Raw genomic sequence first — 24,731 nt, forward strand, 5'->3', positions numbered from 1 at the left:
TATACAATCAATTTTTAATTCGTTCACGCGATAAAGACACCGGGATATAGTGGCCTTTCCCCGCTTACCGGTGTCTTTTATGTTGCGTTCTACCCCTTCTGCCAGTTTTTACGCTACTTGTCATCAACTGACCATGCAATGCATGGCGCAGTGGATGCCGATGCGTGCCCGTCCACGCATCCCCTAAGTCACTCCATCCATTTCGTTGTCGTTTGCCCGCTGGCCCACCCGGTCCGCGTGCCCCTGCTCGGCCTTTTTTATCGGAAAAAGGCTGCAATCCCAATAAGAGGAAACCATGTTCAAACCACTCGCCATCAGTCTTGCCATCGCCGCCGCCTTTCCCGCTGTCACCACTCTTGCCCATGCCGAGGACGACATGCTGCGCGTGAATGTCACCGGATCGAATATCCGCGTCAGCGAAAAGGAGGGCGCCAGCGCCGTGCAGGTCATCACGGCCAAGGAATTGAAAGCCGGCGGCAAGACCAGCGTGTCGGACGTGCTGCGCGCCATCTCCGCCAACAGCGGCAACAGCTACAACGAACAATATACGGGCAGTTTCTCGGCCGGCACCTCGGGTCTGTCGCTGCGCGGCATCGGCCAGCAAAACACCCTGATCCTCGTGAATGGCCGCCGCGTGGCCAGCTATGCCACGGCGCAGGATTTGCAGCAGACCTTCGTCGACCTGAACAGCCTGCCGATGGCGGCCGTGCAGCGCATCGAGGTGCTCAAGGATGGCGCCTCGTCCGTGTACGGCTCCGACGCCGTGGCCGGCGTGGTCAACATCATCCTGTACAAGGAATTCACGGGCACGGACATCACGGCGCAATGGGGCGGCTCGACGCAAGGCACGGGCCAGCATGAAAAGAGCGCGGCGCTGCAAACGGGTTTCGGCAAGCTCGAGGAAGATGGCTACAGCGTGGTCTTCTCGGTCGACGCGCAGCAGCGCGACAAGCTGCAGCAAAGCGACGTGGCATGGCTGCGCGATGCCGATTACCGCCAGCAGCAGCGCGGCAGCCTGGGCTGGGCTGTCACGAATTACGCGGGCAACGATCCCACGCAGACCCTGGGCGGCGTGCGCGGCCCGCTGCAACTGGTGCCGTACAACGATATCAATCCCGATCGCAGCGGCCAGGTGCTGGCCTACAATCCGGCGCCGTATAAAACGCTGATTCCGGGCATCCAGCGCATCCACTCGTCGCTGCGCGGCACCCTCAAGCTGAACGCGGACACGGAAGCCTATGTCGACTTGCTGCACAGTTATTCGCGCGCCGACCAGACCTTCAGCGCGCCGTTGAGCGTGAATAACGCCACGCGCGTGTGGAACAACAGCACCAAGCTGCTCGACACCATCCCCGTGGTGCTGCCCGTGGGGCACCCGAACAATCCGGGCACGACGCCCTTGCCCTTCACGGCCACCCTGTTCGACCTGGGGCCGCGCCTGAAGCAGGACCGCGTCACCTTCTACCGCGCGCTGGCCGGCGCCAAGGGCACCTGGGCGGGCTGGGACTGGGATACGGCCGTGGCCCATTCCAGCAGCAAGCTGGAGGAAACGGTGCAGAACTTCGTCAACCGCTACGAATTCCAGAAAGTGCTGGCCGAAGGCAGCTACAATTTCTTTGATCAATCGCAAAACAGCGAAGCGGTGCGCAACCGCCTGCGCCTGTCGACCCTGCGCCCGGCCGAATCGACGCTCGACACGCTCGACTTCTCGGCGGCCAAGGATATCTGGGCCTTGCCCGCGGGCCCGCTGGGCTTTGCCGCCGGCGCTCAATGGCGCCGCGAAAAGATGGATTCGCAAACTTCGACGGCCGTGCTGTCGGGCACGGAACTGCGCCCCGCGCTCAATATCATCAACGGCTCGCGCAATGTGTCGGCCCTGTTCGCCGAATTCAATGTGCCCGTCGTAAAAGACCTGTCCGTCAACGTGGCCGGCCGCGCCGACCATTACAGCGACTTCGGCAATGCTTTTTCGCCGAAAGCCAGCGCGCGCTACCAGGCGGCGCCATGGTTGTTGCTGCGCGGCACTGTTTCACGCGCCTTCCGCGCGCCGTCGCTGCCGGAAATCACCGACAGCACGGCCGTCAGCTATACCAGCGTGATCGATGCCCGCGATCCGCTGACGCCGACGCAGGCGCGCGGCGTGACGGTGATGACGATCGCCAATCCGAACCTGCGCCCCGAGCGCTCGAAAAACCTGAACCTGGGCGTGGTGGTGTCGCCCACCAGCAGCTCGAGCATCGGCCTCGATTACTACCGCATCAAGCAGGATGGCGTGATCGGCACGGCCAGCGCCACCACCATCCTCGAGAATGAAAATACTGCGCCGCAACAGATCACGCGCGGCGCCGATGGACGCATCACGACCCTGTACCGCCAGTTCCGCAACCAGGGACAGCGCGAAGTGTCGGGCATCGATATCGACCTGCGCCAGCGCTTTGTCGACAAGGACTGGGGCAAGCTGACCCTGGCAGGTCAGCTGAGCCGCGTGCTGCGCTTTGCCGAGCCGCTGTCCGATGGCGCGCCGCTCACCAATGGCGCCGGCACCAATCACTTCGGTTCCATTCCGAAATGGCGCGGCGTCAGCTCGGCCACCTGGGAACAGGGCAAATGGTCGTCGACCCTGACCTGGAACTATGTGGGCAGCTATGCGCAGGAGACGCACCTCGATGAATCGGTGGCCGGCTTCAGCACCTTTGACGCGACCAGCAGCTGGCAAGTGACGCCACAGGCGAACGTCACCTTCATCGTGCAAAACCTGGCCAACAAGCGCGCGCCCTGGGACTATGCCTCCACCGGCTTTGACTTTACCCAGGCCGACCCGCGCGGACGCGTTGCAGCGCTCAAGCTGAACTACAAGTTCTAGCCGCCCGCCGCCTGCCGCTGGCCCGTCTGCTCCTGCAGGCGCTGGCGGTAGGCGCTGGGGGGCACGCCCATGCGTTCGCGAAAGGCTGTGGCGAAGTTGCCCGCGTTGTGAAAGCCGATCAGCAGGGCGATATCCTGCACGTCGATGTCCGTCTGCTGCAGCAATTCCACGCCGCGGGCAATGCGCGCTTCGCGGATGAAGGCGAAGACCGTCATGCCCGTCTGCTCGCGGAACATCAGGGTCAGCTTTTCGCGGTAAGTGCCGACGCTGCGGGCGATTTCGGACAGGTTCGGCAGGCTGCCCAGATTGTCGAGAATAAGTTGCTTAACGGCATTAACGAAGACCAGGTCGGGATGCTGCAGCTTGTCGCTGATCGGCGTCGTCGCCGGCAGGGTACTGTTGCTTTTACGCATCAATCCCAGGTGGATATGGATGCGCGCGGCCAGTTCTTCCGGCGTAAATGGCTTCGAAATGTAGTCGACGCCCCCCACCTGCAAGCCCATGATGCGTTCCTTGGCGGCATCGGCGCCGCTGAGGAAGATCACGGGTATCTGTTCCGTTTCGGGATTGGCCTTGAGCAAACGGCACGCCGTGTAGCCATCCATCTCGGGCATGCGCACATCGAGCAGGATCAGGTCGGGGTGCGTGGCCAGTGCCAGCTGGTAGCCCTGGTAGCCGTTGAACGCGATGCTAAAACGATAGGGCTGCTCGCTGAGCAGCTCCATCAGCATGCGCTGCTCGAACGCGGAATCGTCCACGAGCAAGATGTTCTTTTTGATGGTTTCGCTGGTCAATGGCATGGCATGGATGACTTAACCAAATAGCAAGTTGTGGCTTATTATGCCTCGCTTTTTCTTTTTTTTCTGCTTTTCTCGTGTTTCAAAAGATGTTTCTCCGCCAGAAGAAGCGCGGATTTCCCAGATCGCCAATAATTCATTCGTGCATTGATTTTAAGCAATGTCGATTGCTAAAAAATCTGTTTTGCCAATGCTGCAAAAAGTGCCGGAGTCCCCGGGTTCCTGACTCCCGGCACCTGTATTTTGTCGTCCTGGTTTGCGTGCCCAAGAAAACGCCGGCAATACCGTGACTATCCTCGACGCCCCTCAAATTGGCGGGCTCATTAATGATGTTCCATCATCAGGAGGTATCATGTTGCGAGTTATTTTCCCCCGTCTTATCGTTGCCGCCAGCGTGGCTATTGCCGCCACGGCGCTCCTGCCACGTGGCGCCGACGCAGCGGTGTATCTGAATGGCAGCGCCAGCACCACCTTCGACGTCACCCTGAAGATCATCGCCAATTGCACCATCGCGGCGGCCAATCTCGACTTTGGCCAAAGTCAGGGTGTACTGGCTACTGCCGTGAACGTCAATACGACCGTGAATGTCACCTGCACCAATACCACGCTGTATAACGTGGGCTTGACGGCGGGAACGGGCACCGGCTCGACCGGCACGACGCGCTACCTGAGCGGTACCGGCGGCAACCTGGGGACGGTGCAATTCAATCTGTACCAGACGGCCGGCAGCACCTTGTGGGGCGATACCCAGGGCACGAATACCGTCGGTGGCACCGGCAACGGCTCCTCGCAGCCGATCACGGTGTACGGCAATATTCCGCCGCAGGCGACACCGGCGCCCGACACCTACAAGTCGACCATCACGGCCACCGTTTACTTTTAAGCCAGGCGCTGCGTGAAGGCCGGTGTTGTTTCCCTGATGAAAGGCGTGCTGGCGCTGCTGGCCTGCTGCGCCGTGGGCGCGCACGGTGCCAGCCTGCAGATTTCGCCGGTGACGCTCAATTTGCGCGCGGCGCAGAATGCGGCCGGTCTCACCCTGCAAAACCTCGGTGACCAGCCCATCTACGGGCAAGTGCGGGTATTCGTCTGGGATCAGCGCGATGGCGAGGAAACGCTGGCGCCGACGCAGGAACTGGTGGCCAGTCCGCCGATCGTCGAAATCGCCGCCAACAGCCGGCAGACCATCCGCCTCGTGCGTGCCCAGGCTGGCCCTGTCGCGCAGGAAAAGACGTATCGCGTGCTCATCGATGAAGTCAGCCGCGAGGATGAGGCGGGCCGCAGCGGCGTCGATATCCGCCTGCGCTATTCGGTGCCCGTGTTCGTGCTGCCGGCCGGGGCGCCGGGTAAGGAAGTGCTTGACTGGCAAGTTTTCCGCGAACAGGGCGAGTGGATGTTGCGCATCAAGAACAGCGGCAATTTCCATGCGCAGATCGGTGCGATGACGTTGACGAACCCGGCGGGCAAGGAGTTTGTCATCAGCAAGGGGCTGTTTGGTTATGTCCTGGCGGCACGCATGCGCGTCTGGCGCCTGCCCGTTGCCAGGGAGGCCGAACTGGATGGGCCGTTGAGTATTGCGGTAAATGTGAATGCCAAGGCACTCATTGCCAAGACTTCGACACCTTGAACATGGCTGCCATGACGGGGCGGCTTGCTGCGCGCCCCGGGCGCAAGCGGCCACACCATGAAACGCGCACTGGCAGCGTGGCTGTTGCTGGTCATGGCGCCGCTGGCCAGGGCCGATGGCGCGGCGGGCCTGACGGGCGCCGATCCGGGTCCCGCCAGCTTGCCCAGCGATCCGGCGGCGCCGAATGAACTGTATCTGGAGGTCACTGTGAATGCTGAATCAACCGGGCTGATCTTGCGCTTTACCCAGGTGGGCAAAGGCTTGCGCAGCAGTGTGGCGAACTTGCAGCAGCTGGGGCTGGACCCCGCGCGCCTGGTCGCACCCGGTCAGACCGAGGTGGCGCTCGACGCGATTCCCGGACTCAGCTATGAATATGATGCGGCGCGCCAGAGCGTGTCGCTGCGGGTGGCGGACGATTTGCGCTCGCCTTACCGCATCAGCGCGCGCACGGCGGCGCAGACGCCGCCATCGACGGTCACGCCCGGTGCCGTCCTCAATTACGAAGCCTATGCGGAACTGGGCCGGACGCGCCGCGCCGCCATCTTCAACGACTTGCGCTACTTCAATGACAGCGGGGTCTTCAGCAATACCGGCACCGTGAACCTGGGGGCGGACCAGCGCAAGTACATGCGCTTTGACACCTTCTGGAGCCACGCCGACCCCGACACCTTGCAAACGTGGCAAGTGGGCGACCTGATTTCTTCGTCGCTGAGCTGGAGCCGCGCCGTGCGCGTCGGCGGCGTGCAGTGGCGCAAGAATTTTCAGCTGCGCCCCGACTTGCTGACCTTTCCCGTCGCTTCCGTCGATGGCACGGCGCTCGTGCCTTCGTCGCTGAGCCTGTATGTCAATGGCGTGCAGCAATATGCTGCCAGCGTGCCCAGCGGGCCATTCGTGCTGAACCAGGTGGCCGGCATCAATGGCGCAGGGCAAGCCACCATTATCACCCGCGATGCGCTGGGGCGCAGCGTGACGACCGTGCTGCCCCTGTATGTCGATACGCGCATGCTGGCCAGCGGCTTGAGCGATTACTCGGTCGAGGCGGGCGCCGTGCGGCGCGGCTATGGCCGCCGCCTGTTCGGCTATGAACGGCAACTGGTTGCCAGCGCTTCCGGCCGCCACGGCGTCAGCGACAGCTTCACCCTCGAAGGCCATGCGGAACTGGCCGCCGGCCTGTATCAGGCGGGGGCGGGCGCGCTGGTGCGGCTGGGCCAGGCGGGCGTGCTGAGCGGTTCGCTGTCGGCCAGCGCCGGCCGCAGCCGTGGTGCGCAGCTGGGCGCCGGCTATCAATACATGGGGCCGCGTTTCAGTGTCGATGTGCAAAGCGTGCGCGCCAGCGTCGGCTTTGGCGACCTGGCCTCGCGCGACGGCAGCCCCGTGGTGCGCGCGGCCGACCGCCTCACCGTCAGCCTGCCATTGCCTGCAGGAAGCAGTATCAGCAGCAGCTATATCAGCTACCGCACGCCTGGCGCGCCGCCATCGAAACTGGCTACCGTGGGCTATTCGGCCACCCTGTTTCATGGCCTGTTCTTCAACGCCAGCCTGTTCCAGGACTTGCGGCAACGCGAGAAGCGGGGCTTTTACTTTGGCTTGAGCATGGCCTTCGACAACAATCTGGCCCTCAGCGTGAACAGCAGCCGGCAAAACGGCGAGAGCGGCCGCAGCGTCAGCGCGCAGCGCGCGGCGGACTTTGGCGGCGGCTTCGGCTGGAGCGTGCAGGCTGGCACGGCGGGCAGCAATGCCTACCGGCAGGCGCAAGTGGAATACCTGGGCAACGACGGCCGCGTGAGCGCGCGCACGCAAAGCAGCAGTATGGGCAGTGCCTCTTCGCTGGGCGCGGCCGGCGCGCTGGTGCTGATGGATGGCCATGTCGAGGCGGCGCGCCAGGTGGGCAACGGTTTTGCGCTGGTCTCCACGGGCGGCGTGGGTAATATTCCTGTGCTGCATGAAAACCGCCAGATCGGCGTGACGGGCAGGGGCGGTTATCTGCTGGTGCCGAATTTGAATCCCTATGGCAATAACCAGATCAGCATCGCCACGGATGAGCTTGATGTTGATGCGCGGGTGCCCGTGAGCAATATCAATGTCGTGCCGCAATACCTGGCGGGCGTGCTGGCGGCCTTTCCCATCGAGCGTTACAGCGCGGCCACCGTCATCGTCCAGGATGCGCAGGGCAAGGCGCTGGCCACGGGCTTGCCCGTGTTGCACGTGCAAAGCGGCAAGCAGACGGTGGTGGGATTCGACGGCATCGTTTTCGTCGACGACCTGCTCGAACAAAACGAGTTGCAAGTCGGCGAGGGCGACAGCGCATGCACGCTGCGTTTTGCCTATGTACGTCCGGCCGCGGGCGGCTTGCCCGTGATCGGGCCGTTGCGCTGCGCCGCTGCCAGCGCCGGGGCAGGCCGCTGATGCGCCGCCTGTTGCTATGGCTGACCCTGCTGCTGGGCTGCGCCTGGGGCGGCGTGGCGCAGGCGGCCGACACCTGCACGGTCAGCGTGACGAATATCGATTTCGGCACCGTCAGCCCGATTTCCGGCACCGATCACGTGGCGCAGGCCACGGGGACCTTCAGCTGCCTGTTTTCGTCGCTGAACCTGGGGCAATTGCTCACGCCCAATGCGCAAGTGTGCATTTCGCTGGGGCTGGGCACGAATTCCACGTCGGCCCTGCCGCGCAAGCTGGGCAATGGCAGCAACCGCATGGAGTACAACGTGTACGTGGACAATTCGTATGCGACGGCGAAGATCTGGGGCGGCGCCGGCGTGGCGGGCGCGCCGTCGACTTTCGGCATGATCCTGTCGGCCGGCTTGCTGGCCCCGCCCGGCACGTATTCCACCACCTTTACCGTGTACGCGAAGATTCCTGCCGGCACCGCCCTGGCCGCCGTGCCCACGGTCGCCAACGCCAATACCGTCTATACGTCGAGCTTTGCCGGCGTCGGCACCTACACCTACACCACGTATGGCCTCGTCAACTTGCAGGGTTGCACGGCCAGCAGCGGCAGCTTCGGTTTCACGGTGAATGCCACGGCCGTCAACGATTGCACCATCACGGCCACGCCGATGGCGTTTGCGAACGCCTCCATCCTGACGGGTAACCTGCGCAGCACCAGCACCTTGTCGGTGCGCTGCGTCAATAACAATGCTTACCAGATTGCCCTGAACGGCGGCAGCGTGGCGGCCAATGTGGCCAACCGGCAAATGAAGAACACGGTGACGACGGACAAGGTCAGCTATTTGCTGTCCGCCACCCTCGATGGTGCGCCATGGGGCGATGGCACGGCAGGCACGAGCATGTTGACGGGGACGGGAACGGGCGCCAGCGTGCCGCTGACGATCTACGGCCGCGTGCCGGCGCAGGTGTCGCCGCGCCCTGGCGATTACAAGGACACGGTGACGGCAACGATTTATTTCTAGAACGTGACGGTGACGAGGTCGGCGCCCGATGGCGTTGCCTGCTGGTGCAGAAAATAGGGCGTGTTGTGCTGGCAGCGCACCTGGGCGCTGCCGCGCTGCGAGACGATGGTGCACGCATCGTGGACGACGAAGGTGGCCTGGAACGATGCGGAAGAGACGGTACCGGCGGTGGTGGTCTGGCAAACGGCAAGGGCAAACAGGGCTGGCAGTACGGCAAGCTTCAAAGGAGTCATCTTGGATGCATCTGGCGAAAAACGGGCGTGGTCAGCGATGCCGCATGGCAAGGCTGACACCGTTTTTCGTACCGGGTTGAGGGGGACAGAACGAGCCATGATTGTACTGGAACAAGAAAAGTGTGAGTTTGTGCGTATTTTCAGGCCGCCATCATGGGGTGAGCGTAGCTTTCAAGATGATAGTAACTAAGTTTCCGTATTGCAACTGAAATACTTTTTCGATTGTTGTGTTGAATCAACGTGAGGAGATGGTCATGAAACATACCAACTTTAATAATTTGCCTTGCCCGATCGCACGCAGCCTGGGCAAGGTGGGCGAATGGTGGAGCATCCTCATCCTGCGCGAAGCGTTTTACGGCAAGACGCGTTTCGACGAATTTGAAAAAAGCCTCAAGATTGCGCCCACCATCCTGACGCGCCGCCTGGCCGACCTGGTGGAAGGGGGCTTGATGACGCGCCGCCTGTATTGCGCCAAGCCGCCCCGCTACGACTATGTGCTGACCAAGTCCGGGCGCGCCTTCAAGCCTGTCTTGCTGGCGTTTATTGCCTGGGGTAATGAAAACTTCGCGCCTGAAGGCGCCAGCCTCGTCATCGCCAGCCGCGACACGGGCCTGGCCGCCGACCCGGTGCTGGTCGACGCCACGACGGGCTTGCCCATCAACGACGAGTACTACGCGTTCGCGCCAGGGCCTGCCGCCAGCGACAGCATGCGCAGCATCATCCTCGATGCGGAAAAAAGCAGCGGCATCGCGCCCAAGCCGAAGGCGCCGGCCGCCAACCGCGGATGGGTGGCGGAAGGCCACCTGGCCTGAACGCGCGCAGGCAGGCGAGCAGCAAGTTTGGCGTACAGCAAAGCGGACACGGCGGCATGGCGTTACTGTCGCACTATGCAACTCAAGTGCGGCGTACGCCCGGCTCGGCTGTACGGGCAGGGCGCCATCCGTGATCCGATGTCCGTTGAGGGAGTATTGCGATGAGCACACTGCAACAACACGTACGCCGCGCCGCCAGCGTGCTGGCGCTGGCCGCCCTGCTGGGCGCCTGTTCCCACGGCCCGCATCACCCGGGCGGCCTTGACGTCACCTTGACGGGCGCGCAGGAAGTGCCGGCCAATACCAGCACGGCCAGCGGCAGCAGCAATATCCGCGTCGCCCACGACCGCAGCGTCAGCGGCGGCGTGCGCTACACGGGCATGGTGGCCACCGTCGCGCACATCCATGAAGCGCCCGCCGGCGCGAATGGCCCCGTCATCGTGCCGCTGGTGAAAACCGCCGAAGGCATGTTTGCCGTGCCGGCCGGCACCATGCTCACGCCGCCCCAGTATGCGAGTTACCAGGCGGGCAACCTGTATGTGAACGTGCATAGCGCCGCCTACCCGGCCGGCGAGATCCGCGCCCAGCTCAAACCCTAGCCGGCCGCCTGCGTTTTTCCGAAAACCTCCTTGGGCCGCGCGAGCGGCCTTTTTTTGCGCCAGGCGGCCGGCCGGTGCAGCGCGCTACAATGGCGCTCCATGCTGACCATCCTCGCCATCACCTTTCCCTTCTTCGCCCTGGTGCTGTGCGGCTACCTGGCCGTGCGGCGCAAGCTGCTGCCGCTGGCCGCCATCGGCGGCTTGAACAGTTTTGTCCTGTACTTTGCGCTGCCCTGCATGCTGTACCGCTTCGGCGCCGCCACGCCCATCGCGCAGCTGCTCGACGCGAGCGTGTTCGGCGTCTACCTGCTGTGCGCCCTGATCATGGTGGGCGTCACCACGGCCATGACCCTGAGCCACCGCATCGACTGGAACAACGCCGCCTTCGGTGCGCTGGTGGCGGCTTTCCCGAATACGGGCTTCATGGGCGTGCCCCTGCTATTGACCTTGCTCGGTCCCCGCTCCTCGGGTCCCGTCATCGTCACCATCGTCGTCGACATGCTCATTACCAGCTCGCTGTGCATCGCCCTGTCGCGCATCGGCAGCGGCGGCGCGCACGGCAGCCGCGCGGCCGTCACGAATGCCTTGAAGGGCATGGTGGGCAACCCGATGCCGTGGGCGATTGTGCTCGGTGCCCTGTCGTCGTGGCTGGAACTGGCCTTGCCCAAGCCTTTGATGCAGACGGTGGGCCTGCTGGCCGACGCCGCCTCGCCGGTGGCCCTGTTTACCATCGGCGCCGTGCTGGCCCGTTCGCAAATGAGCACGAGCGACCCGGCGCCACTGGGAGAGTATGTGCCCGTGGCGCTGAAAAAACTGCTGCTGCATCCGCTGCTGGTGTGGGGCATCGGCCACGCGGCCATCGCGCTGGGCGCGCCGCTCGATCCGTTTGCGCTGACCTGCATGGTGCTGGTGGCTTGCCTGCCCAGCGCCAGCAATGTCGCGCTGCTGTCGGAACGCTTCGGGGCGAACACGGCGCGCATCGCCCGCATCATTCTGGTGTCGACGGCGCTGTCGTTTTTGACGTTTTCGGCGGCTGTCAGCTGGCTGACTTGACGTTGGCGGCGATCAGCGCGCCCAGGGCCTGCGCCGCGCCGGCTTGCGTGTCCAGCGCCAGGCCATGCGCCATGCTGGCCTGGTCCTGCATGCTGCGGTTCTGCCCCAGCTTCCATTTTCCCGTGATGCGCGTGAGGGGAATCTCGATGCCGACGATGGCTTTCAAGAGTTTCTCGATGTAGCTGGCCGGCGCATCGCCCACTTTCCAAGGCGCGGCTTGATCTGCCTCATGGCGCGCCGTCAGGCGCTCCAGCAATCCCAGCAGCCACGCCGCGTCGTCGATGGCGCGCAGGGGGCCGTGCGCGTGCACGACCGCGTAGTTGAAGGTGGGGACTTCCTTGCCGCTGCGCTGCTTTTCCGCATACCAGGCGGGCGTGATGTAGGCGTGCGGCCCCTGGAAGATCACCATGCAGTCATCGCTCCCGCCGGCCACGCGCCACAGCGGGTTGGCGCGCGCCACGTGGGCGCGCAGGATGCCGAATGGTGCCTCGGGCGTGGGCGCGGCGATCTCGAACGGCAGGTGGTCGGCGCACAGGCCATAGTCGCCATGGCGCACCAGCGCGCCCAGCGGATGCGCCTGGACCAGGCCATGCAGCACCTCGAGGCGCTCTTCGCGGAAGGTGGCGGGCGTGTACATCTAGTGGGCTCCTTCCACGACCACGTCGGCCGTCAGCGAATTGGCGATGTAGCAGCGCTCGTGCGCGTCGTGGTGCAGGGCGGCCAGCGCCTCGGGCGAGGGCGGCGTTCCCGCGAAGACGATGCGCGGACGCAGCACGATGCGCGTCATGGCCTGGCGCCCGGCGGCATTTTTTCCCAGCTCGCCGACGGCGTCGTCGCGGTAGTCGTCGATGACGTAGCCGCGCTGCGCTGCCAGCGACAGGAAGAACAGCATGTGGCAGCTCGACGTGGCGGCCACCAGCGCTTCTTCCGGATCGACGTTGGCCGCCACCGACATGGGCAACGGCACGGACAGGGGCGACGACGAAGCGGGTACCGTCAGGCCGCCGTCGAACTGCCATTCATGGCCGCGGCTGTAGCGCTGGCCGGCGAAATCCTGGCCGTCACGCTGCCAGGCCACGGTGGCGAAAAACTGATGCATGGGTGCTCCGCAAGAGTAGAAGGGGGATGCACCATCTTAGCGCCAGTCTTGGCTATTTAAAACAGCCAATAAGTGCTATCTTGAAGCTACCAATTCAAGAATGCCATCATGCCAGTTTCCCACCTGCACCAGGTTATCGCCGCCTTGCCGCTGCAGCGCGGCGCCAGCGAGCCGCTGTTTCGCCAGCTGTATGCGGCCATCAAGGCCGCCATCCTCGATGGCCGCATGAGTCCCGGCATGCAGCTGCCGCCCACGCGCGACTTTTGCCGCCTGCTGGCCGTGTCGCGCCAGACGGTGCTCAATGCGTATGCGCAGCTGGCGGCCGAAGGCTATCTCGATGGCGCCGTGGGGCGCGGCACCTTTGTCAGCCGCGACGTTCCTCTGCCTGTCCCTGCCGCGGCGCCGGGCTTGCTGCGGCCCCTGTCGGCGCGCGGGCAGGGCGTGGTGGCGGCCATGCGCCAGGTGGCGTTCCACCGGGGGCCGCTGCGCGCCTTTCGCGTCGGCATGCCGCGCATCGACCATTTTCCGTTCGACGTGTGGAACCGCCTGGAAGCGCGGCGCTGGCGCCGTCCCGATCACCATTTCGGCTACAGCGACCCGGCCGGCTACCTGCCGCTGCGCGAACTGCTGTGCGTGTACCTGAAGGCGTCGCGCGGCGTCCAGTGCACGCCGCAGCAGATCGTCATCACCTCAGGTTCGCAGCAGGCGCTGTTCCTGCTGTCGACCATTCTGCTGGCGCCCGGCGACGCGGCCTGGATGGAGTCGCCCGGCTACCGGGGCGCCAGCGGCCCGCTGCGCGCGGCCGGCGCGCGCGTCTTTCCCGTCCCCGTCGATGCGCAGGGGCTCGACGTGGCGTATGGCGTGGCGCATTGCCCGCTGGCGAAGCTGGCCTACGTGACGCCTTCGCACCAGATGCCGCTGGGCGTGAGCATGAGCTTGCCCCGCCGCCTGGCCTTGCTGGCCTGGGCCGCGCAAAATAAAGCCTGGCTGGTGGAAGACGATTACGACAGCGAATACCGCTACACGGGCGCGCCGCTGGCCTCGCTGCAAAGCCTGGACCGGGCCGGTTGCGTGGTGTACGTGGGCACCTTGTCGAAAGTGCTGTTCCCGGGCCTGCGCCTGGGCTACATGGTGGCGCCGCCCGCGCTGGCCGAAGCGCTGGTGCAGGCCAAGGCCGTGATGGACCGCCACACGGCCATCGTGCCGCAGATGGCGCTGGCCGACTTCATCGCCGAGGGCCACTTTGGCCGGCATATCCGCCGCACGCGCGACAGCAATGCCGAGCGGCGCGACCTGCTGGTGCGTGGCCTGGCGCGCGAACTCGACGATCAGCTCGCCTGCGGTCCGGCCGACAGCGGCCTGGAACTGTGCGCGTATTTCCGCGGCAGCCATGACGAGGAAGCGGTGTCGCGCGCGGGCCTGGCGCGGGGCATCGAATTGCGTCCGCTGGGCCACTATGCCGATCCGGCGGCGGGGCCGGAGTGCGCCACGCCGCCCGGGCTGCTGCTGGGCTTTGCGGCGATTCCCCCGGCCGAGATGGCGCACGGCTTGCTGGAACTGGGACGCCTCCTGCGCGGCCGATAAACTATACTGGCACTTGCCTGCACATGAAGAACACGACCATGAATATTACCCGCTGCTCCTGGGCCAATCCGGCCAATCCCCGTTATCTCGATTACCACGATACGGAGTGGGGCGTGCCCTGCCACGACGAGCGCCGGCTGTTCGAGATGCTGAACCTGGAAGGCGCGCAGGCTGGCCTGAGCTGGGAAACCATCCTCAACAAGCGCGACACCTACCGCGCCGCCTTCGATAACTGGGATGCGGAAAAGATCGCCGCGTATGGCCCGGACAAGGTGGCGCAGCTGCTGCTCGACCCGGGCATCGTGCGCAACCGCCTGAAGGTGGCGGCGGCCATCACGAATGCGCAAGCCTATTTGCGCCTGCGCGCGGAAGGGCAGACCCTGGACAGCTTCCTGTGGGCGTATGTCGATGGCCAGCCCATCGTCAACAGCTGGCAGACCGGCGAGCGTCCCGCCAAGACGGCCTTGTCCGACAAACTGTCGAAAGATTTGCTCAAGCGGGGCTTCAAGTTCGTCGGCTCGACCATCATCTACGCCTACATGCAGGGCATCGGCATGGTCGACGACCATGCGCCCGCCTGCTTTTGTCGTGCGGGGCGTTGATGCGCCGCGCGCTGGTCCTGCTCGACACGGATTTTGACGGCGCCCGCTTGCGCGCCGCCTGTGCGGCGCATGGCGGCCGCCGCCTCCATTACATCGCGCTGGCGCCGCGTCCCGTCGATGCGCGCCACTTGCCCGAGCAGTGGCGCGCGCAGTGGCCGCCCTGCGTGCCGGGCCTGCACCGCATGGTGTCGCACGATGGCCTTGTCACGCTCGATGTGCTGATCGGCGAGCCCGATGCCTGCCTGGCGCAATTGTCGGCGCGTGTCGACGAAGTGCATCTGGCCTGGGTGCCGGCAGCCACGCCCGTGCTGGCGCGCCTGATGGTCGATGGCGCCCGCCTGCAGGCCGTGCACCTGGACGAGGCGCAGCGCATGGCGCTGCAAAAGAACGGTTTTGTCTTCGACGAGAGCCGTTTGCGCGCCATGTTTTATGCGCGGCGCGCAGAGCACGTGGCTGCCGTGGCGCCCGAGCGGCGCGCCATCGTCATCGGCGCGGGCGTGGCCGGTGCGGCCGCCTGCGAACGCCTGGCCGCGCGCGGCTGGAAGGTGACCTTGATCGAACGCCATGCACAGCCGGCCAGCGAGGCGTCGGGCAACCTGGCCGGCATCTTCATGCCGCAGCTGTCGAAGGACGACAATATCGCCACGCGCCTGGTACGCGCCGCCTACCTGTACTCGCTGCGCTACTGGCAGGACCTGGGCGGTATCGGCAGCGCCTTTGATGGCGCGCAATGCGGCGTGCTGCAGCTGGCGCGCGATGACGCGCATGCGCAGGTGCAGCGGCAGATCGCCGCCAGCGGCCTGTATCCGCGCGAATTCGCCCGCTGGCTGGAAGCGCCCGAGGCGGGGGCCATGCTGGGCGCGCCGGCGCCCGATGGCGCCTGGTGGTTCGAACAGGGCGGCTGGGCGCGCCCGTCCTCCGTCTGCGCGGCCATGCTCGACGCCTGCGGCGCCTTGCTCACGCGGCGCTTTTCCAGCAGCGCCCTGCGCCTGGAACGCGGCGATCAGGAATGGCTGGTGCGCGATGCGCAAGGTACCCTGATCGCGGCCGCGCCCACCGTCATCCTGGCGGCGGGCACGGGGGCCGTGGATGTCGAGCAGGCGGCCGGCCTGCCGCTGGACGCCGTGCGCGGGCAGGTCACGCACCTGGCCGAAGGCCGCTTGCCTTCGTTGCCGTTCGTCGTCTGCCGCGAAGCCTACATGACGCCGGCACACCAGGGTGTCGTGTGCGTGGGCGCCAGCTACGATGCGGACGCGGACACCACGTTGCGCCCATCGAGCCAGGAAGAAAATATCGCGAAGATCGCCGACATCCTTGGCGTAGCCCCGTTCGAGGCGCCGCTGGCCGGGCGCACGGGCTTTCGCTGCGTGGCGCCGGACCGTTTGCCGCTGGCGGGCGCCTTGCCCGACCCCGGCGTGCCAGGCCGCTGCGAGCGCCTGCGCGACGTGCCCCGCTGGCCCGGCCTGTTCGGCTTGCTCGGCTATGCCTCGCGCGGCCTGATCTGGGCGCCGCTGGCGGCCGAGCTGCTGGCTTGCCAGCTGGAGGGCGAGCCGCTGCCGCTGGAGAGTCAATTGGCCGCCGCTTTGGACCCTGCGCGCTTTTTATTACGAGAGCGCCGTAGAGCATATTGATTCTGGTCTTTTTCTAATTTACCCCCCAAACAAGTTCTGGGGTCAGACCCGGCGGGTCTGACCCCGGCTTTACGCTGCAATATCTCCATATACGTTTTTCAGCTTTCCAAACTCTTTTTAATTTGTTTTCCGAACAACATAAGTTCGCTACAGTGGACTCGTGCTGGTTTTTGACGACGGAATAAAGAGGTGGAAAGATGGCTGCTGCAGAACTGATTTTCGATCCCCGCGCCGCGCACGGCGAGGCGGCGTTTGACGAAGTGCTCAATCTCGCGCGTACCCAGGCGCAGGCGCAGGGCTTGCCGTATGCGGGCATCGTCAGTGCGCAGGATGCATGGCAGCTGGTGCAGGCCGGCAAAGCCGTGCTGGTCGACGTGCGCACGAATGAAGAACGCACCTTCGTCGGCTACGTGCCCGCCTCGCTGCACGTGGCGTGGGCGACCGGCACGTCCATGAACCGCAATCCCCGCTTCACGCGCGAACTGGAAGCGAAAGTGGGTGGCAAGGACGCCGTCGTGGTGTTGCTGTGCCGCAGCGGCAAGCGCTCGGCCGCAGCTGCCGAAGCGGCGGCCAAGGCCGGTTTCACGCACATCTTCAATATCGCGCAAGGCTTCGAGGGCGACCTCGACGAGCAGCAGCAGCGTGGCCACAGCGGTGGCTGGCGCTGGCATGCGCTGCCCTGGCTGCAAGATTAAATCTCCCTTCAGGATCACCATGAACCAGCGAGCCATCCCCCCCGCCTCCCTTGCCGCGCAGCCGCAATGGGAATTGCGCCAGATCGTCGATGAATTGCGCGCCGTGCGCGAGCAGTGGCGCGAAGGACTGGCCAGCAACCAGGAGTGCGGCGCGCGCGAATTCCCGTCGCGCCAGCACTTGCACGACATCATCAAAGCCCTGTGCGCGGCCCTGTTCCCCATGCGCCTGGGTCCCCTCGACCTGCAGCAGGAGAGCGAGGATTTCTTTGTCGGCCACACGCTCGACACGACCCTCACGGGCTTGCACGAACAGGTGCGGCGCGAACTCAGCTACCACGCGCGCCAGCACGGCTTGCAGCAGACGGTGTCCATCGAACAGCAGGCGCTGGCCATCGTGCAGCGCTTCGCCCGCACGCTGCCGCGCATCCGTGCCCAGCTCGACACGGACGTGGCGGCCGCCTTCCATGGCGACCCGGCCGCGCACAGCGTCGACGAAGTGCTGCTGTGCTATCCGGGCATCCTGGCCATCATCCATTACCGCCTGGCGCACACCTTGTATGCACTGGGCGCGCCGCTGGTGGCGCGCATCATCGCCGAAGTGGCCCATTCGCAGACGGGCATCGACATCCACCCGGGCGCCATCATCGGCAGCAGCTTTTTCATCGACCATGGTACGGGCGTGGTGATCGGCGAGACGGCCATCATCGGCGAACGGGTACGTATCTACCAGGCCGTCACCCTGGGCGCCAAGCGCTTTCCCGCCGGCGCCGACGGCGTGCTGAAAAAGGGACTGGCGCGCCACCCCATCGTGCAGGACGACGTGGTCATCTACGCGGGCGCGACGATCCTGGGACGGGTGACCATCGGCCAGGGCTCCGTCATCGGCGGCAATGTCTGGCTGACCCGCAGCGTGGCGCCTGGTAGCCATGTCACGCAAGCGCATAACCAGCAGGAGGCGCCGGAGTTGCCGGCGCCATCCCACCCCGCTTTTGCCCACCACCCATGAGGACAGCATGTTGATCAAACAGTTTGGACTGGCCGTGCGCCAGTTGCGCGAAGGGCATGGCTGGTCGCAGGAGCGCCTGGCCGAAGCGGCCGACTTGAACCGCTCCTTCATCGGCGAAATCGAACGGGGCGCCGCCACGCCGTCGCTGCTGACGGTGGAAAAGCTGGCCGGCGCGCTGGGCATCGGCCTGGCGGGACTGATGGCGCGCTGCGAGCCGGAATTGGTGGATTAAAGCGGGTGGATTAAAACGTCGCGTTGATGGCGATAGCATGTTGAGAGATCAGGGGAGACGCTTGATACTTTATTTGTTTTTCAGATAAGCATATTCACTTTTCTCATCAGGAGTAGTCATGGCAGAAGCAACAGAGAACCAGTTCGCGCTGGGCGACAACGCCGCGCGCCAGCTGGCCAATGCAAGCAAGAGCGTCCCCCAGCTGTCCACGATCACGCCGCGCTGGCTCGTGCATCTGCTGCAATGGCTGCCCGTGGAAGCGGGTATCTACCGCCTGAACCGCGTGAAAAATCCGAAGGACGTGCGCGTGGCCTGCTCGCAGCGCGACGAGTCGGAACTGCCGCAAACCTTCGTCGACTACGACGACCAGCCGCGCGAATACTTCCTCAATGCCGTCAGCACGGTGCTCGACGTGCACACGCGCGTGTCGGACCTGTACAGCAGTCCGCACGACCAGATCAAGGAGCAGCTGCGCCTGACCATCGAAACGATCAAGGAGCGCCAGGAAAGCGAATTGATCAACAATCCCGACTACGGCCTGCTGGCCAGCGTGCACGACGACCAGCGCATCTTTACCCTGACGGGCGCGCCCACGCCGGACGACCTCGACGAACTGCTGACGAAAGTGTGGAAGGAGCCGGGCTTTTTCCTCGCGCATCCGCTGGCCATTGCCGCCTTCGGCCGCGAATGCACGCGCCGCGGCGTGCCGCCGCCGACCGTCAGCCTGTTCGGTTCCCAGTTCCTCACGTGGCGCGGCGTGCCGCTGGTGCCGTCCGACAAGCTGCCCATCGAAGACGGCAAGACGAAGATCATCCTGCTGCGCGCGGGCGAACAGCGCCAGGGCGTGATCGGCCTGTTCCAGCCTGGCCTGGCGGGCGAGCAAAGCCCGGGCCTGTCCGTGCGCTTCATGGGCATCAACCGCCACGCGATTTCGTCCTACCTGATTTCGCTGTATTGCTCGCTGGCCGTGCTGACCGACGATGCGCTGGCCGTACTGGAAGACGTGGAGATCGGTAAATACCATGACTACCCAGACACCTACAAGTGATGGCGCGGCGGGCTTGCCTGCCGTCCCGTTTTTACCCGACGAAGCGACCTTGAACCGCCTGGCGGGCGAGTTTTTCGCGCGCCTGCCGGGCTTGGACAAGTCTCCCAGCCTCGGTGGTTCCGGCAGCGTGCTCGATGCGGCGCCCCGCTATGCGAACCGTCCGCCGCCGCAGCCCGGTCCTGCGTTCGCCGCCATTGCTCCCGGCGTGGCGACGGCGCAGGTGCCGCCCGTGACGGCGCCCCTGGAAGCGCCCATTGCGCCGGCCCCCGCGTCCGTACCGACGCCGCGCTTGTCGGCGATCAATGCGCCGGCTGCACCGTCGCCGTATTATTTTATCGGTGGCGCGCATGGTTATCCCGCGTCGGGCAATGGCCTCGATGGCCTGGCGCGGCAGGGGCAAGGGCAGGCGGCGCCCGACGATGTGCGGGGCCTGTTTGCCACGCCGCAGCAGGCGCCCGCGCGCCAGCTGCCCGTCTCGCCAGCCGGTGGCCAGCCCGCGTTCTATTTCCAGACCGAGCTGCCCTCGGCGGCGACGCCTGGCCAGCACCAGACGCCGGCGCCGTTCGATGTGCACGCCGTGCGGCGCGATTTCCCCGTGCTGGCCGAGCGGGTCAACGGCAAGCCGCTGGCCTGGTTCGACAATGCGGCCACCACGCACAAGCCGCAGTCGGTGATCGACCGCGTGTCGTATTTCTATGCGCACGAAAATTCGAACATCCATCGCGCGGCCCACGCGCTGGCGGCGCGCGCCAGCGATGCGTATGAAGCGGCACGCGCCAAGGTGGCGAATTTTCTGGGCGCCGCCTCGGCCAATGAAATCATTTTCGTGCGTGGCGCAACGGAAGGCATCAACCTGGTCGCCAATACCTTTGGCCGCAAGTACATCGGCAGCGGCGACGAGATCATCGTCTCGCAGCTCGAACACCACGCCAACATCGTGCCGTGGCAGCAGCTGGCGGCGGAAAAGGGCGCGACATTGCGCGTGATTCCCGTCGACGACAGCGGACAGATCATCCTCGATGAATTCCGCAAGCTGCTCAACGGGCGCACCAAGCTGGTGTCCGTGACGCAGGTGTCGAATGCGCTGGGGACGGTGACGCCCGTGGCGCAGATCATCGCGCTCGCGCATGCGGCCGGCGTGCGTGTGCTGGTCGACGGCGCGCAGGCCGTGTCGCACCTGCGGGTGGACGTGCAGGCGCTGGGCGCCGATTTCTATGTGTTTTCGGGGCATAAAGTGTTCGGTCCGACGGGCATCGGCGCCGTGTATGGCAAGGCGGATTTGCTGGAGCAATTGCCGCCGTGGCAGGGCGGCGGCAACATGATTGCCGACGTCACGTTCGAGCGCACCGTCTACCAGGGCGTGCCGAACCGTTTCGAGGCGGGCACGGGCAATATCGCCGATGCCGTGGGCCTGGGCGCGGCCATCGACTACGTGCAGCGCATCGGCCTGGAAAACATCGCCGCCTACGAGCACGCGCTGCTGGAATACGCGACGCACCACTTGCAAGCGATTCCCGGCGTGCGTCTGATCGGCACGGCGCTGGACAAGGCCAGCGTGGCCTCGTTCGTGCTGGCCGGTTACGAGCCGGCGGAAGTGGGGCGCGCCCTCAATGACGAGGGTATCGCCGTGCGCTCGGGCCACCACTGCGCCCAGCCGATTCTGCGCCGCTTCGGCGTGGAAGCGACCGTGCGCCCTTCGTTCGCCTTCTACAACACGTATGAGGAAATCGACCGCATGATCGTCGTGGTCAGACGCCTGGCGGGCGCGCGCCGCTGATCTTGCCGCCTTGTCAAGCCGATGCCGCCCCTGCGCCTGCGGGGGCGGCATTGTTGCGTCATGTCACGGACTTTGCGCCTGGCTGGCAGGCGCCCGCAGGCTGGCGGTATAATTTATCCTTGGCAATATTCAAGCCGCGGCCCCCAAGGAGATATCCGGTGGAAGATCAACACAGCTCGCCCGAGCTTTTCCTGTTCCTGGCGTCGACCGTGCACGACATGAAAAACTCGATCAGCGTTGTCAGCGGCACCTTGGAGTCGCTGCTGGCGGCCGAGCAGGCCAAGCCCGCGCCCCAGGCCGACCCCGCCTACCTGCAGATGGCGCAGATGCTGTACCAGACCAAGCGCCTCAACGATAACCTGATCCAGCTGCTGGCCCTGTACAAGGAAGTGGGCAAGCCCGGCTACCCCTTCGACGTGCAGCCGCAACTGGTGAGCCAGGTCATCGACCAGGTGGTGGACCAGGAAAAGATCCTGCTGGCCTCGAAAGGCATCCTGCTGGAGACGGCCTGTCCGCCGGAGCTGATCTGGACCCTCGATGAAGACCTGGTCATCGGCGTGCTCGCGCATGCCATCAACAACGCCATCCGCTACACGAAAGACACGATCCGCCTGTCAGTGCGGGAGCACGACGACATGCTGGAGCTGCGCGTGGAAGACAATGGCGACGGCTATACCCAGGCCTTGCTGGACGCGGGCAGCGCGGCCATGGATGGCATGGCGGCCGGCGTGAATTTTTCCACCAACAGCACGGGACTGGGCCTGTATTTTTCCAGCGAAGTGGCAAAGATGCACAAGCACCGGGGCAGCAGCGGCAGCATCGCCCTGGAAAATGGCGGCGCGCTGGGCGGCGGCTGTTTCATCCTGCGCCTGCCCTGAACGAGGAATCCATGACGACAGACAGCCACGCCACCGCCGCCGAAGCGGGCAGCACCGACTGGGCCGACAAACATTATCTGCTGGTCGACGATTTCATCGGCATCCGCATCCTGCTGCGCGAATCGCTGCGCAACCTGGGCGCGCGGCATATCGACCAGGCGGCCAGCGGCGGCGAAGCCATGAAGCTGCTGGCCAAGACGCGCTACGACGTGGTGCTGTGCGATTACAACCTGGGCGAAGGCAAGAATGGCCAGCAAGTGCTGGAAGAGACGCGCGTGCGCAACCTGACGGCGCCGTCGAGCGTGTGGCTGATGGTGTCGGCCGAGAAAAGCGTGGAATCCGTGATGGGCGCGGCCGAGCACCAGCCCGACGCCTACCTGATCAAGCCGATCACGGAAGGCGTGCTGCTGACCCGGCTGAACCGCGTGTGGCACAAGAAGCAGGTGTTCCGCGAAATCGACCAGGCTTGCATGGAAAAGGATTATTTGCGCGCCGCCAAGCTGTGCGACGCGCAGATCGAGGTCAACAAGCTGCACGAGCTGGAATTGCTGCGCATGAAGGCCAGTTTGCTGCTGAAAAGCGGCGAGCCGGAAAAGGCCCGCGCCGTGTACGAAAAAGTGCTGGCCGAGCGCGATTACAGCTGGGCCAAGGCGGGCCTGGGCAAGATCCGCATGAATAACGGCGAACACGAGGCGGCGCGGCAGATCTTCCAGGGCGTGATCGTCGAAAACAAGTACTACATCGACGCCTACGACCAGATGGCCGTCGCCTACCAGCTGATGGGCCAGCACGAGGAAGCGTGCGGCGTGCTGGAAAAGGCGGCGCGCCTGTCGCCCAATTCCGTGCCGCGCCAGCGCAACCTGGGACTGGCGGCCCTGAAAGTGGGCAATGTCAGCATGGCGGAAAAGGCTTTCCGCAAGTGTATTTCCATCGGCGAGTTTTCCGTCATGAAGACGCCGGACGCCTACCTGGGACTGGCGCGCGTGTGCGGCCTGAAGAAGGATGCGAAAGAGGCGCTGCAGTGGCTGTTGCTGGCGCAGCGCGAATTCTCGCCCGAACAGATCGGCCTGCGCGCGAAGATCACGGAAGGCATGGTGCACCACGAAACGGGCGATTACCGGCGCGCGCGCAAGTGCGGCGACGAGCTTGAAGCCATGCTGCTGGAAGACCCGGCGCGGCCCGAGAAGGCCATCTGCATGGAGCTGGCGACCCTGCTGTTCGCCGTCGGCGTCAAGGATGCGCCGGCCGGCCTGCTGTGCTACGTGGTGAAGAACAACCACGACAACCAGGTGGTGCAGGATGAAGTGCAAAAGATATTCGACAAGGCGAAGATGGGCGACGAAGGCACGAGCCTGATCATCGCCTCGCGCAAGGAAGCGTCGGACTTGATGAACAAGGGCGTGCTGCTGTGGAAGACGGACAAGCTCAACGAAGCGGTCGCCTGGATGCGCGCGGCGCGCGAAAAACTGCCGAACAACTTGCGCATCCTGTTCAATTCCGCGCAAATCATCGTTTCCTTCCTGCAGCAGCGCGGGTTTCAGGCCGATTTGGCGGCCGAAGCCATGGAAGTGTTGTTGTATGTAGACAAAATTGCACCAGGGCAGCAGCGCTTCGCGCAATTGATGGAGCAACTGGTGCAGTTGACGCCGCCGCCCGGGCCGGAAGACGCCGTCGCGGCGCCGGAAAATGCGCCGCCGGTAGCGGAAAAAGGGGGAAAAGCCGTGCGTGAGCGTGCCGGATGATAAACTAGGGGCCAGCGTGGGTTCGCCCGTGCTTGAGTTGCTTTACAACAATAAGGAAGAAACTATGCGTGATGTGGTCAATGAAGTATACAAAAAAATGAAGGTCGGCGCCGTTGCCTGGGTACGCCCGGTCGCCGCCAAGGGAGACACGCTGGAAACATTCCAGTCTTCGTACGAGCACGCCAAGGCGCTGGCCGACGAAGGCCTGATCACGATCGGTGACGTAAAACGCCAGGCCGACAACATGATCGAGGCGATCCGCATTCATCGTATCGCCTGATCATATTGCTGGCTTGAAACATCAGGCCTTGCCTGGTGCTTTGGCCTTGGGCGCTGCGCGTTTCGCGGGCGCCTTGCGCAGCGGGGCCTTGGCCTTGGCTGCCGTGCCTGCTTCGGCAGGTTTGGCCGGCTTGCTGGCCGCTGGCTTGGCTTTGCTCACGCCGCCAAAGCTGGCCGCTGCCGCGCTGGCGGCGTCGGGCGACATCGCTGTCGAGACGGCCTGCGTGAACTGATCTTGTAACAAATTCCACCAGGCACTTGGATTGGCCAGCTGGGCTCCGGCCTGGTTGCCGGCATCGCCGGGCGCCGCCGCAGCGGGTTGCGGTGCGGGTGCCGGCGCCGGTTTCGGTTCAGGCGCCGCGGGTGTGGCTTGCTGGAAAAACGCGGACGCGTAGGGTACCGATTCAAACACGGATTTTTCGCTGGCGCCGGGCTGGGTGATGGCTGCCGCCAGGGACGCGCCCATCGATTTCAAGGTGGCGATGGTGCCGCGCTGCACTTCCAGCGCCTGGATACTGCCGCGCAGCATGCTGGTGTTGAGGTTCAGCCATGCTTCGACGGCCTTCAAGTCATTGATTTTCTTGTCCAGCTCTTCCACCGACATGGTGGGCGCCGTGATGCCAGGCATGCCCATGCCGGGCACGCTCATGCTGCCCCACAGGTTTTTGACGAAGTCGAGCGTATCGGTCACAACTGCTGCGCCCGGCATTTGGGGCATTTGCGGGTTTGCCATGCGAAATCTCCTGGTAGGTGGATAGCCTTAG

At 64.7% G+C, this 24,731-nt stretch carries 24 protein-coding genes; 19 read left to right on the forward strand and 5 right to left on the reverse strand.

What is annotated here, in order from left to right; all coding sequences use genetic code 11:
• Nucleotides 1-295: 295 nt before the first annotated feature.
• The gene (locus tag O3300_RS19945; RefSeq protein ID WP_305053887.1) at nt 296-2,863 is read left to right on the forward strand and encodes a TonB-dependent receptor; all 2,568 of its coding nucleotides are present in this window, start codon (nt 296-298) and stop codon (nt 2,861-2,863) included.
• Here O3300_RS19945 and O3300_RS19950 read toward each other — a convergent pair.
• Nucleotides 2,860-3,663, reverse strand: coding sequence for a response regulator (locus O3300_RS19950; protein WP_305053888.1), 804 nt, complete (start codon nt 3,661-3,663; stop codon nt 2,860-2,862). The genes O3300_RS19945 and O3300_RS19950 overlap by 4 nt on opposite strands.
• Nucleotides 3,664-4,012: 349 nt before the next feature.
• On the opposite strand from O3300_RS19950, the gene O3300_RS19955 reads away from it, so the two are divergent.
• From O3300_RS19955 to O3300_RS19970, 4 genes are read left to right on the forward strand one after another with little or no spacing between them, the layout of a single operon-like run.
• Entirely contained in the window at nt 4,013-4,543 is a 531-nt protein-coding gene (locus O3300_RS19955) for a spore coat protein U domain-containing protein (RefSeq protein ID WP_099665656.1), read from the forward strand.
• A 12-nt stretch (nt 4,544-4,555) separates the two neighbouring features.
• Nucleotides 4,556-5,284, forward strand: coding sequence for a molecular chaperone (locus O3300_RS19960; RefSeq protein WP_305053889.1), 729 nt, complete (start codon nt 4,556-4,558; stop codon nt 5,282-5,284).
• 57 nt (nt 5,285-5,341) lie between these two features.
• The gene (locus tag O3300_RS19965; RefSeq protein ID WP_305053890.1) at nt 5,342-7,690 is read left to right on the forward strand and encodes a fimbria/pilus outer membrane usher protein; all 2,349 of its coding nucleotides are present in this window, start codon (nt 5,342-5,344) and stop codon (nt 7,688-7,690) included.
• Nucleotides 7,690-8,697 carry a spore coat U domain-containing protein gene (locus O3300_RS19970; protein WP_305053891.1) on the forward strand — a complete coding sequence of 336 codons (1,008 nt, stop codon included), beginning with the start codon at nt 7,690-7,692 and terminating at the stop codon, nt 8,695-8,697. The genes O3300_RS19965 and O3300_RS19970 overlap by 1 nt, the downstream gene beginning before the upstream one ends.
• On the opposite strand, the gene O3300_RS19975 is transcribed toward O3300_RS19970, so the two are convergent.
• Nucleotides 8,694-8,930: a hypothetical protein gene (locus O3300_RS19975; RefSeq protein WP_289912322.1), complete on the reverse strand. Its 237-nt coding sequence runs from the start codon at nt 8,928-8,930 to the stop codon at nt 8,694-8,696. The genes O3300_RS19970 and O3300_RS19975 overlap by 4 nt on opposite strands.
• Before the next feature lie 254 nt (nt 8,931-9,184).
• On the opposite strand from O3300_RS19975, the gene O3300_RS19980 reads away from it, so the two are divergent.
• From O3300_RS19980 to O3300_RS19990, 3 genes are all read left to right on the forward strand, one after another.
• A complete protein-coding gene (locus tag O3300_RS19980; RefSeq protein ID WP_034753667.1) occupies nt 9,185-9,742 on the forward strand; it encodes a helix-turn-helix domain-containing protein in 558 nt (185 codons plus the stop codon).
• 161 nt (nt 9,743-9,903) lie between these two features.
• On the forward strand, nt 9,904-10,341 hold the full coding sequence (locus O3300_RS19985; RefSeq protein WP_305053892.1) for a CHRD domain-containing protein: 438 nt from the start codon (nt 9,904-9,906) through the stop codon (nt 10,339-10,341).
• Between the two features lie 99 nt (nt 10,342-10,440).
• Nucleotides 10,441-11,394, forward strand: coding sequence for an AEC family transporter (locus O3300_RS19990; protein ID WP_305053893.1), 954 nt, complete (start codon nt 10,441-10,443; stop codon nt 11,392-11,394).
• Here the strand turns inward: O3300_RS19990 and O3300_RS19995 are convergent.
• The gene (locus O3300_RS19995) at nt 11,378-12,031 is read right to left on the reverse strand and encodes an FMN-binding negative transcriptional regulator (protein ID WP_305053894.1); all 654 of its coding nucleotides are present in this window, start codon (nt 12,029-12,031) and stop codon (nt 11,378-11,380) included. The genes O3300_RS19990 and O3300_RS19995 overlap by 17 nt on opposite strands.
• Nucleotides 12,032-12,493, reverse strand: a complete 462-nt coding sequence (locus O3300_RS20000) for an OsmC family protein (protein WP_099665649.1) — start codon at nt 12,491-12,493, stop codon at nt 12,032-12,034.
• A gap of 108 nt (nt 12,494-12,601) precedes the next feature.
• Here O3300_RS20000 and O3300_RS20005 point away from each other — a divergent pair, with 108 nt between their 5' ends.
• From O3300_RS20005 to O3300_RS20055, 11 genes are all read left to right on the forward strand, one after another.
• On the forward strand, nt 12,602-14,077 hold the full coding sequence (locus O3300_RS20005) for a PLP-dependent aminotransferase family protein (RefSeq protein WP_305053895.1): 1,476 nt from the start codon (nt 12,602-12,604) through the stop codon (nt 14,075-14,077).
• Between the two features lie 38 nt (nt 14,078-14,115).
• On the forward strand, nt 14,116-14,679 hold the full coding sequence (locus tag O3300_RS20010) for a DNA-3-methyladenine glycosylase I (RefSeq protein ID WP_305053896.1): 564 nt from the start codon (nt 14,116-14,118) through the stop codon (nt 14,677-14,679).
• The gene (gene mnmC, locus O3300_RS20015) at nt 14,679-16,310 is read left to right on the forward strand and encodes an FAD-dependent 5-carboxymethylaminomethyl-2-thiouridine(34) oxidoreductase MnmC (RefSeq protein WP_305053897.1); all 1,632 of its coding nucleotides are present in this window, start codon (nt 14,679-14,681) and stop codon (nt 16,308-16,310) included. The genes O3300_RS20010 and mnmC overlap by 1 nt, the downstream gene beginning before the upstream one ends.
• 197 nt (nt 16,311-16,507) lie before the next feature.
• On the forward strand, nt 16,508-17,005 hold the full coding sequence (locus O3300_RS20020) for a rhodanese-like domain-containing protein (protein ID WP_305053898.1): 498 nt from the start codon (nt 16,508-16,510) through the stop codon (nt 17,003-17,005).
• Between the two features lie 19 nt (nt 17,006-17,024).
• A complete protein-coding gene (gene epsC / locus O3300_RS20025; protein WP_305053899.1) occupies nt 17,025-18,011 on the forward strand; it encodes a serine O-acetyltransferase EpsC in 987 nt (328 codons plus the stop codon).
• A 7-nt stretch (nt 18,012-18,018) separates the two neighbouring features.
• Nucleotides 18,019-18,243 (forward strand): helix-turn-helix domain-containing protein, encoded by a 225-nt coding sequence (locus tag O3300_RS20030; RefSeq protein WP_034784364.1) that lies wholly within the window; start codon nt 18,019-18,021, stop codon nt 18,241-18,243.
• A gap of 118 nt (nt 18,244-18,361) precedes the next feature.
• Nucleotides 18,362-19,291: a family 2A encapsulin nanocompartment shell protein gene (locus tag O3300_RS20035; protein WP_034784363.1), complete on the forward strand. Its 930-nt coding sequence runs from the start codon at nt 18,362-18,364 to the stop codon at nt 19,289-19,291.
• Complete coding sequence (locus O3300_RS20040; RefSeq protein WP_305053900.1) at nt 19,266-21,068, forward strand: family 2A encapsulin nanocompartment cargo protein cysteine desulfurase; 1,803 nt, start codon at nt 19,266-19,268, stop codon at nt 21,066-21,068. Before O3300_RS20035 ends, O3300_RS20040 begins: the two co-directional genes overlap by 26 nt.
• 158 nt (nt 21,069-21,226) lie before the next feature.
• Nucleotides 21,227-21,946 (forward strand): sensor histidine kinase KdpD, encoded by a 720-nt coding sequence (locus O3300_RS20045; protein ID WP_305053901.1) that lies wholly within the window; start codon nt 21,227-21,229, stop codon nt 21,944-21,946.
• An 11-nt stretch (nt 21,947-21,957) separates the two neighbouring features.
• Complete coding sequence (locus O3300_RS20050) at nt 21,958-23,688, forward strand: tetratricopeptide repeat-containing response regulator (protein WP_305053902.1); 1,731 nt, start codon at nt 21,958-21,960, stop codon at nt 23,686-23,688.
• Between the two features lie 64 nt (nt 23,689-23,752).
• Nucleotides 23,753-23,968: a hypothetical protein gene (locus O3300_RS20055; RefSeq protein ID WP_077399068.1), complete on the forward strand. Its 216-nt coding sequence runs from the start codon at nt 23,753-23,755 to the stop codon at nt 23,966-23,968.
• A 21-nt stretch (nt 23,969-23,989) separates the two neighbouring features.
• On the opposite strand, the gene O3300_RS20060 is transcribed toward O3300_RS20055, so the two are convergent.
• Complete coding sequence (locus O3300_RS20060) at nt 23,990-24,700, reverse strand: PhaM family polyhydroxyalkanoate granule multifunctional regulatory protein (protein ID WP_305053903.1); 711 nt, start codon at nt 24,698-24,700, stop codon at nt 23,990-23,992.
• Between the last annotated feature and the right edge of the window lie 31 nt (nt 24,701-24,731).

It is taken from the genome of Janthinobacterium sp. SUN206 (assembly GCF_030587305.1).
Classification (GTDB): domain Bacteria; phylum Pseudomonadota; class Gammaproteobacteria; order Burkholderiales; family Burkholderiaceae_D; genus Janthinobacterium; species Janthinobacterium kumbetense.